Here is a 2,471-nt window from a genome sequence, read left to right on the forward strand (position 1 = left end):
CGATAAGGGGGCATTAGAAAATGAGTTTGCGGTCGCAAATGAACGTCCAGCAGGTGACGGTCGCCGCCCGCGCCGCCCGCCCCGCCGCCCAGGTAGATGTCCGAGCCGACGGTGAAGGCCCGGGCGCCGGCCTGCTTCGCGGCCTCCGCCGCGGCGTCGCCGGTGTGCACGCGGACGCTCGAGAAGTCGGCGCCGAACGCCGTCTCGGCCTCGGACCGCAGGCCGTCCGGAACAGCCTGCCCGGCCCCGGCCGCGCCGACCGCCTGCCGGAAGCCCTCGGGTGGATCGGCGGACGCCGGCTCGGGTCCCGCCGAACGCCGGACCAGGCCGGCGAGCGCGCGATTGCCCGCTGCTGCGAGGTTGCCGGACAGCGGCGGCGGGGCGGGCGGCGCCGCGGAGCCCGCCTCGGCGAGCATGGCCGCCAACTCCCGGTTGCCGCCCACCGGCGCCTTGGTCTGAGCTGGGCGCGCCTCATCGACGGCTGTGTCGTGATGGTCGGCATCGGGAGTCGCCTCGCGGCCTGGCACCGTCACAGCGTAGACGGCGCAGGCGCCCGGAGTCGCAGTCACGGAGGCCGATGGCTGCCCCGATGGCCACTCGATCATCCATGGTGGACGAGCGGCAGGGCCACGGCCAGCGGCCACGCGACGATCAGTGAGCCGACCGGCGCGACGAGCCAGCGCGGTGCACCGCAGCGGCGGAGGATCTCGGTCCAGATCGACTGCCAGAGCAGGAGGACCGCGAGCAGCGGCAGGATCAGGACCAGGAAAGTCGAGGTCAGGCCGCCGATGGCCGCCCCGGCGAGCGCGATCGGGCAGAGGGCCGAGACGATCAGCGCGGCGACGGCGTCGTCGTCGGTCAGGCGCAGCCCGGCGTACGCGAGAAGGGCGAAACCGGCCCACACCACGGCGAGCAACCACCACCTCGCGCCGGTCGGCACCGCGTGGGTCAGTCCGAGCTGCAGGGGCGCGACGATGGTCAGCGCGGCATAGGCCGGCAGGACGAGGGCCCCGACGATCACCCGGCGGCGCGTCGGAGGCGGTGGAGCGGTGATCGATCGCGCGATCGTGGTCGGCGCGGTGGTTCGACGAGGTCCGCGCCATCGGGCGTACCCGAGCATCAGGGCGGCCGCGACCACCGCGAAACCGGTGAGGTAACCGCCCAGCGCGATCGGCAGGCGCTCGGTCGGCAGCAGCGGCGCGACCAGCGCGCCCACCGCTGCCGCGGCTGCGGCCACCGCCGCCGCGCGACCGGTCATCGTCGCGTCGACGCGCGGACGGCCGCCCGACGACGGACCCAGGACCAGCCGTGCCAGCGGAGCCATGCCGGCCAGCAACGCCAGCAGCAGCAGCGAAGCACCGGCGACCGAGCGCATCGGTGATCGGAATCCGGCCTCTGTGGACGGCAGGCCGAGGCTCGTGTCCAGCCAGTCGGCGGTCTCGCGATGGGTGCGCGGGGCGAAGAGGATCGAGATGTGCTCGACGCCGGGCACGACGAGCATCCGGCGATCCGGGCCGGCGCCGGCGACGGCCTTCTCGGCCTGGTCGCGGAACGAGGGGAACTCCAGCGCGCCGGGCATCACCAGCAGGCGGGCCGGTCGGTCGCGGGTGACCGTCGACGCGTCCGGGAGCGAGAGCGCGACGGTCGCGGTGATCTCCGGATGGGCGACCGCGTAGCGGGTGACGGCCGAGGCGCCCATCGAGTGCCCCACCAGCGCTGTCCGGGTGGGGTCGACGTCCGGCAACCCGCGCAGGTGCGTCACCGCGACGTCGAGATCGAGGCTCAGCGCCCGCGCCGACGCGCCGGTCGCGGCGGCGTCGTCCGGCAGCCGCCGCGAGTTGGCGCCGTGTCCCGAGAAGTCCATCAGCACGACGACGTAGCCGCGCGCCGCCAGCGACTCCCCGAACGGCGCCATCAGGTCGGCCGAGCCCGCGAAGCCGTGCGCGACCACGACGCCGGGCCGGCCCTGCCGGGCGACCTCGCGAGAGGACTCGCGGAAGGATCGGCCCTGGGTGGGGAGCTGCTCGACCGACGCCGGGTGGAACTCGTCCATCGGCACGCCGTCGACCACCACGTGCCGGCTGGTGGCCCGGTCACCGCCCAGGACGAGGACCAGGCCGGCGCCCGACAAGACGCCCAGCAAGACCACCAGCGCGGCCGTCAGTCGGTCGAAGCGCACGCATGAAGTCTTACCGCAGGGCTACAAGCATGGCGGGGTGTAGCGGTGGATGCGCAGGCCACGGAAGTCGATCTTGTTGGCGGTCTTGCCCACGAAGACGAACCCGCGCGCCTCACTGAGTGCCGACTCGAAGGTCCAGGTCGGCGCGCCCAGCTCCGGCACGCTTCCCCAGGCGCGCGGGCGGAAGCTGAAGAACCTGGTCACCATGCGTCCGCGGGTCGACGGGATCGCGGTGGCCCACTGGGCGCCGCCACTCCAGAGCGAAGCCGGCCGCAGCTGCTCCCAGTGGTCG

Annotated in this window: 2 protein-coding genes and 1 pseudogene; all 3 read right to left on the bottom strand. The window is 74.0% G+C overall.

Translation table 11 applies throughout. The annotated features are described in order from the left end of the window. Positions 1-527, bottom strand: a 527-nt coding sequence (locus AB0M20_RS38140) for a DUF4157 domain-containing protein (protein WP_364305746.1), incomplete at its 3' end; no start/stop codon positions are given. A 74-nt stretch (positions 528-601) separates the two neighbouring features. Further along, a complete protein-coding gene (locus AB0M20_RS38145) occupies positions 602-2,179 on the bottom strand; it encodes an alpha/beta fold hydrolase (protein WP_364305748.1) in 1,578 nt (525 codons plus the stop codon). A gap of 21 nt (positions 2,180-2,200) precedes the next feature. After that, a pseudogene (locus tag AB0M20_RS38150) lies at positions 2,201-2,471 on the bottom strand (hypothetical protein); the annotation flags it as partial.

Source organism: Actinoplanes sp. NPDC051633 (genome assembly GCF_040681735.1).
Lineage (GTDB): Bacteria > Actinomycetota > Actinomycetes > Mycobacteriales > Micromonosporaceae > Actinoplanes.